Below are 6,711 nucleotides of genomic sequence, written 5' to 3' on the forward strand. Positions count from 1 at the left end.
CTGAAATCAAAGAATAAGAGTTTATCTTTGATCCACCTGAATCCCCTTGTGAAGTATGAATACAAAGATGAATAGAAAGGCGCTCTGACTGTTTTTTTGTAAGCAATTTCTTGTGTAAGGCCCGTTATAGAAGCGTATAAAATAGCAACAGCGACAATGGTCATAAGTTTGGAAAGTCTTCCCAAATCTTTCATAGGGGTATTTTCAAAGTTAACCCCTTGCGTTTTCATAGTTCTGAACAGCCGTTCAATATCCCATCTTTGTTTGTTTAGTACCCGGTCTTTATCTTGAGCAAATGACAAGGTACGCATCTTTAATCTTTTTACCTACGATAAACCCCCTAGGATCATCCAGCATGTTGCAGATGGCGGCTTTCGTCCGTATTTAGGTGAGTAAAAAAATCCTTCAAAGGCTTTTTAGAAGTGCCGAAGTTGGCCAATGGATTATCTTTTATACGGATAAAAAAGGGATCTTGTAGTCAAACAAATAAGTCACACAAATAAGTCACACAAATAAGTCACACAAATAAGTGATCCAATCTTTTCCCACAAATTCGTGATCAGCTGAAAAGGAGAGAATTTTATCGACCCCAAAGATTTCCTAAAATTGGTTTAATAAACTGATGTGTGCTTAGGTGTGCGAATTTTTCTGGTGATCAAGCATGCTCCAAAACAAAGGAAATGCAATCTTTCCAACTCTAACAGCTAGTACGAGACAATTGATATTCTGCGTTTCAAACTTCCAATTAGCGCCATCGAGCATTAAATGCATGTTAGGAACTGGCTCCCAAATGCTTGATATCAAGGCTTTTGAGAAGAGTCCAGAATCAATCAACTTGTCCTTTAAAAAAAACGCCTGACGCGTTCAAGCTGGGATTTTATTGAAGGTGAAGCGTTCATCTTGTGGATCAGCGCAGGATGCTGAACTTTTCGCTGATCGATAAGTACGAAGGTTCATTTGCATTAAACATTGTTGTTAATTTTTAATAAAATAGCCTCTCTTTCAGATCTTTTAAAGCCCCTTCAAAAAAAGTGAGGGGGAGTTTGATATTTTCATAAAGAAGCAAAAAATTTTTCATTCTTAATTCGTTTTGAACACATATTAAAAAGAGCTTCTAGTGCTCCCAAAAATTTTTCATTTTATGTTACCCCCCCCCACGTCCTAAATTAATTATCAGAACAAAAAGACTTAAAATAAATTATTTTTTTACAATTATTTCTTTACAAATAGAAGAAATATAATCTAAATAACTATGTATTTCTTCTTGTGTAGAACAGTATACTTCGTAAGCACGTTGTGATTGTATTTTAGAATTCTGGGGAATAATTAAAAAATTTTGAATTATTTTTGTCAAAGTCTGTACATCTTTTGCAAGATAAGAGGCTTTTTTTTCTATAAACGCTGAATAAAGTTCTGGACAATGGTGGAAATAAGGGCCATGAATAACGGCACACCCTTCAGCAACAGGTTCTATGAGATTATGCCCCCCCCCTTCAGGAGTAATAGAGCCTCCCAGAACGCAAAATGAAGCGCTTTGATAGAATTTTTGAGTTTCTCCAAAAGTATCAACAACGTACAAAGATGTTTTTTCTAAAATGCAGTCTTCTTTTGACCGATAGGCTGTATTTTTAGGAAAATCTGTAAATCGATCGGGGTGTCTTGGGATTAAAATTAACAAAAGATTAGGAATCTGTTTTGATAAATTTTTTTGAATTTTAAGAATAATCGGAATTTCACAAACGTGAATGCAAGAAGCAAGCCAATAGAGATGTCCTTTAAAAAAAGATTTTTTTTACTCCATACTGAAGAAAATTTTTCTGGACTATGCGTATTTGCACAAACAGTAGAAGGTAAAACATATTTTAAGGAAGGGGATAAATGAATGAGACCTTTTCCAAAAGAAGCGTGCATTAAGTACTCTTTTATTTTTTTAGAGGGCGTAAAACAAACAGAAAAAAGTCCAAGTAATTCAGAAAAAAATAGTTTTAAGATGCTCCAACGGCGTAGACTTTTTTCAGAAACATGAGTGTTTATTCCAATTAATGGAATGTGGTGTTTAAAGGCTTCGTAAAGGAGGTTAGGCCAACGCTCTGATTCCAAAATAAAAGCGCAAGAAGGGCGCCAATACAGAAAAAAACGCTTTACGTAAACACGACTGTCAAAAGGAGCCATCTGGTGAATGATTCTTGGGATATTTTCAACAATGGTTTGTGCCCCCAGCGTTTGAGTTGTGATAAGAATATAAGACTTTTCATGATCTTGAAGAATCTTATATGCAATACTTAGTGCCATTCGGGTTTCTCCTATACTTGCTGCGTGAAGCCAAATAATGGGGCCTTTGGGACGCTGCACATTGGTGATTCCAAATCGGTGCTGTACTTTTTTTGGATCTTCTTTTTTAGCATTAAGACGTTTCTTAGCAATAATCCAAAATAAGGGAATCGCTCCAACGGAAAAAATACTGTAAAGCTTCATTACACTGCGAAAAAATAAAGAAGGAGCGGGGCGGGGAGGCAAGGTGTGGCTATGATGGTTCATAAAATTTTTAGTTAAAAAAGCTGCCAGGAAACACGATGAAATTTTTGGTTTGCCTTTATCGTTTACCTAAAAATAAACCACTATGAGAGATTCGTAAATATCGGAGCATTGCAATTTTATGTTTATTAGTCCAAAGAATCAATTAATCCGACTTAAAATAGCACCTAACCAAAGACAACGATGGAGTTGTGACGGAAAATACAAAAAGAATCTGTGTTGAATTATGGCTTTTTAAGGGGCAGTGGGCAACCTTCTTTTATTAATTTTTTGTTGCCCAATTTTTACATCTTTGATACCAAACTATCCACACTATATTTAAAAATTAGTTTTATTGTAGTTTTGTTGTTTTGATTTAATTCTATCTAAACGCACTGGAGATTCACCCCAAGAAAGCGCCCTAATACACGCTTAATTTTTGATTGGATTTTTTTGATATATTAGGATAAAATATTTTTCTACGCGTTGGATTAAAGGATATTTTTTGTGTTTTCTCTTATGGATCTGCCTTATGAACTTAATGCGCTAGAACCAGCGCTTTCTGAAAAAATTTTAACACTTCATTACCAGCGTCACCACAAGGGGTATGTGGATAAGCTTAATGAGTTAATATCTCAAAATCCTTCCTATTTTGGATTGGATTTGGAAGAGGTTGCAAAAAAAAGTTATTACGAGCAACACTGGCCAATTTTTAATAATAGTGCACAAATTATTGCTCATGATTTTTATTGGAAGAGCTTAACTTCCTTTTCGGAAAGAAATTTTTGGGGGTTAGGAGTTTTATCTCAACAGATGGAAAAAACTTTTGGAACCTTCGAAAATTTTATAGAGCAGTGTGTTCATCAAGGAGTGGCCCAGTTTGGAAGCGGGTGGATGTGGTTAATTTGCAACGAAGAGAAAAATACATTAGAGATCGTAACGACTTCTAACGCGTATTTACCTTGGATAGAATTTCCTAAAAAGCGCCCTTTGCTTACAGTAGATCTGTGGGAACACGCATATTATGTAGATTACTACAACCAAAGAAAGGATTATTTGGAAAAAGTATTGCGATGTTTAGATTGGAGTTTTGCAGAAAAACAGTACAAAAATTTATAATGAATAACGATTTTTTTAGCACAACAACCAAACCTAAAATAGCTTATGTGGTTCCAGGATTAGATCGAGGAGGGTGCGAAATGCATCTTTTATCTCTCCTTCCCGAGTTGAAAAAATGGTTTTCTGTTCACATTTTTATATTACACCATCACAGTGGAGCTTTGGGGCCTTTATTTAAGGAACAAGGCATAGGTTTGACGTGCTTACTTTCTTCTAACTCTGATCGATATGGAAAAGTTCGCAGATGGATTCAAGGAACATTGTGCCTTAGAAAACATTTATCTATGGGGGTGGATATCCTTCACGCATTTTTGCCTAGCGCTTATTGCAGTGCTGGATTTGCTTGTCTTTTAAATAAAAAAGTCAAGCATTTTTTGATGAGTCGGCGTGCTTTGAATTTTTATTCAGAGCATCGATATGTGCTGAGAAAATTAGAAAAATTTTTGCATCAGCGCGTTTGTCTGGCCTTGGGGAACAGTTCTGAAGTTTGCCGACAGCTGATTGAAGAAGGAGTTCCTTTTCAAAAGGTATGTAAAATTTTTAATGGGCTTCCTGTAAGGCCGTACTCCTTACAAAAAGAAACTACACAATTGTTGGAAATTCAAACAGTTCCTTTAAACTGGGTTAAAATTGCTTATGTTGCAAATTTTATGGCCTATAAAGGACATCATGATTTGATTTTTGTTGCGAAAAGTTTGGTGTCTTTGGAGTGCTGTAATTTTTGCTTTTTATTGGCCGGAAGAGATTGCAATAAGTACGTGGATTGTTTGAAAAATGAAATTAAAAATCAAGGTTTGGAAGCACATTTCAGATTTTTAGGGGAAATTAGTGATTCCACTTTTTTGTTACAGTATGCAGATATGGGAGTATTCCCTTCCCACGAAGAGGGGTTTTCTAATAGTTTATTAGAAAAAATGGCTCAAGGGTTGGCAGTTGTGGCAACAGATGTGGGGGGAAATAAAGACGCCATAATCTCTGGAGAAAATGGGTACTTAGTTCCCGTAGGGCAGACAGGTGTTATGGCGCAACATTTAGCGCTTTTAATCTCAGATCCTGTTCAGCGATCTAATATTGGAAAATCTGCACAAAAAACAGTTGACACACTGTTCACCCTAAAGCAATGCGTTAATAATTATTATACAATGTATCAAAACGTACTATCTTTCTGTAGGCACTAAAACACAGATTTAACCTTTTAAAAATTTTTAAATTGACTAATTTAGCCCACTCTTGATAAGAGAAAACTTATCCAGGCAAAGGGGGAATAGAAAAATTTTGGTAGGGCCATTGTTTTGTAACCTGATCTAACGCTATAAGGGGAAGTAAAAAATTTTGAACCTCTTCTAATGGAACCATATTAGGTCCATCACTAAGTGCTTGATCTGGATTTGGGTGAGTTTCGATAAACAAACCTGCTATTCCAACAGCAATTGCTGCTCTTGATAATGGTTCGACGAACCAGCGTTCTCCAAGGCTGGTGTCTTCCCCTGCTCCTGGAAGTTGTACTGAGTGAGTTGCGTCAAAAATAACAGGGTTTCCCCTAGAAGCTAAAATCCGTAAACTTCGCATATCACTTACCAGCCGATTATAACCGAAACATGCGCCTCGTTCGCACAACAAAGGAACGCTTCCGCCCAATGCCAAAACTTTTTCATGAACCTTAAGCATTTCTTGAGGAGACAAAAACTGTCCCTTCTTAATATTCAACACCGCACCGGTTTTGATCGCTGCTTTTAATAGTTCGGTTTGACGGCATAAAAACGCAGGAATTTGCAAGATATTTACAACTTCAGCTATTGGTTGGCACTGATGAGGTTCGTGAACATCTGTAATCACCGGGCATCCGTAGACAGAGCGAATATCGGAAAAAACGTCAAGCGCCTCTTTAAAAGATAAAGTGCTACGTCCTTTTATTCCAGTTCTGTTGGCTTTTTCAAAGGATGCCTTAAATACAAAAGCTATATTTAACTTTTTGCAAATATTCATTAAAGTCTCTGCAATTTCAAATGCTAATTCCCGACTTTCCATCAAACACGGGCCTGCAATCAGCACAAAAGGAGAACAGTTAGAAAAAGTAACATTAGGATGCACACAAATTTCCTTAGCAGGAATATTCAAACACTTTAATTTCATGAAAAATCAAGAAACAAAATAACTTCATCAATTTTACGGTATGATAATGATGAATTCAAGCGTTTTTAAAAAAAAACAGTAAATTAATTTTTTTTCATTATCATATGTTTGTAAATTTTAGTCATAAAATAAAGCATGAATAAAAAAAATTTAATATTTTCGGTGATTTTAGCATTGTTTTCTAGCAGTGTGCTGAATGCTAGGAAAGATCCTGACTTAAAACCAACACCAGCCCCCAAACCCAATCCAACCCCCAAACCCAATCCAACCCCCAAACCCAATCCAACCCCCAAACCCCAATCCAACCCCCCAAACCCAATCCAACCCCCAAACCCAATCCAACCCTTCCAAAGTTTATTGATGGTATATCTCAAGAAACCTGGAAAGATGTAGAGGTAAAAATGAAAGCTAGGTTAGAAGCAGTAAAGAGCGAAGCGCTTTGGTGCTGCTAATAAAAGCAATTTTTTAAAAGCTATTTTTATAAAAGATAGCTTTAGAATACATTTTTTGCATAGGATTAACTATTAAAACATCTATGCTAAAAATTTTTTAAAAAAAAAAATACTTCTTTAAAATTTAAAAAAAATAATTTTGTATTATTGCACTGGCACCATTTTTTGGTTTTTTTAACAGAAAAGTAATATAATCATTTCATATTTTTTAAGGTTGGGCATAAGAACGAATTTTTTTTTTTTACATAACGAAATTTTTACCTTTGTTTTTATTGAAAAAAAATCAGAAAAATAATAAATTAATCTTTTTTTTATTATCATATATTTGTGAATTTTAGCCATGAATATACATAATGAAAAAAAATTTTTTTTTAACTAATAATTTGGCTTTTTGACGTTGACCGTGTCTGATAGCGTGTTTTCTAGAAGACCAGAGCAAAAAATTCTAAAGCAAATACTCCCGAAAAAGAAAAAGCAGAAAAAGAAAAAGCAG

The 6,711-nt window shown here is 35.2% G+C and carries 7 protein-coding genes; 2 read left to right on the forward strand and 5 right to left on the reverse strand.

The window, feature by feature from the left end:
- From HE1_RS02610 to HE1_RS02625, 4 genes are all read right to left on the reverse strand, one after another.
- A partial coding sequence (locus HE1_RS02610) for a transposase (RefSeq protein ID WP_035544401.1) occupies window positions 1-311 on the reverse strand: 311 nt, incomplete at its 3' end.
- A gap of 319 nt (window positions 312-630) precedes the next feature.
- Window positions 631-834 (reverse strand): hypothetical protein, encoded by a 204-nt coding sequence (locus tag HE1_RS06445; protein WP_052567258.1) that lies wholly within the window; start codon window positions 832-834, stop codon window positions 631-633.
- Window positions 835-1,198: 364 nt separating this feature from the next.
- Entirely contained in the window at window positions 1,199-1,678 is a 480-nt protein-coding gene (locus HE1_RS02620; protein WP_035544405.1) for a 3-deoxy-D-manno-octulosonic acid transferase, read from the reverse strand.
- Window positions 1,672-2,538, reverse strand: coding sequence for a 3-deoxy-D-manno-octulosonic acid transferase (locus tag HE1_RS02625; protein WP_084490951.1), 867 nt, complete (start codon window positions 2,536-2,538; stop codon window positions 1,672-1,674). Before HE1_RS02625 ends, HE1_RS02620 begins: the two co-directional genes overlap by 7 nt.
- 483 nt (window positions 2,539-3,021) lie before the next feature.
- On the opposite strand from HE1_RS02625, the gene HE1_RS02630 reads away from it, so the two are divergent.
- Together HE1_RS02630 and HE1_RS02635 are read left to right on the forward strand one after the other, a co-directional pair.
- Window positions 3,022-3,633, forward strand: a complete 612-nt coding sequence (locus HE1_RS02630; RefSeq protein WP_006288082.1) for a superoxide dismutase — start codon at window positions 3,022-3,024, stop codon at window positions 3,631-3,633.
- The gene (locus tag HE1_RS02635) at window positions 3,633-4,811 is read left to right on the forward strand and encodes a glycosyltransferase (protein WP_162531204.1); all 1,179 of its coding nucleotides are present in this window, start codon (window positions 3,633-3,635) and stop codon (window positions 4,809-4,811) included. The genes HE1_RS02630 and HE1_RS02635 overlap by 1 nt, the downstream gene beginning before the upstream one ends.
- A 67-nt stretch (window positions 4,812-4,878) precedes the next feature.
- Here HE1_RS02635 and kdsA read toward each other — a convergent pair whose 3' ends face one another.
- Window positions 4,879-5,766, reverse strand: a complete 888-nt coding sequence (gene kdsA, locus HE1_RS02640) for a 3-deoxy-8-phosphooctulonate synthase (protein WP_052567260.1) — start codon at window positions 5,764-5,766, stop codon at window positions 4,879-4,881.
- Window positions 5,767-6,711 lie beyond the last annotated feature (945 nt).

Source organism: Holospora elegans E1 (assembly GCF_000648275.1).
Lineage (GTDB): Bacteria > Pseudomonadota > Alphaproteobacteria > Holosporales > Holosporaceae > Holospora > Holospora undulata_A.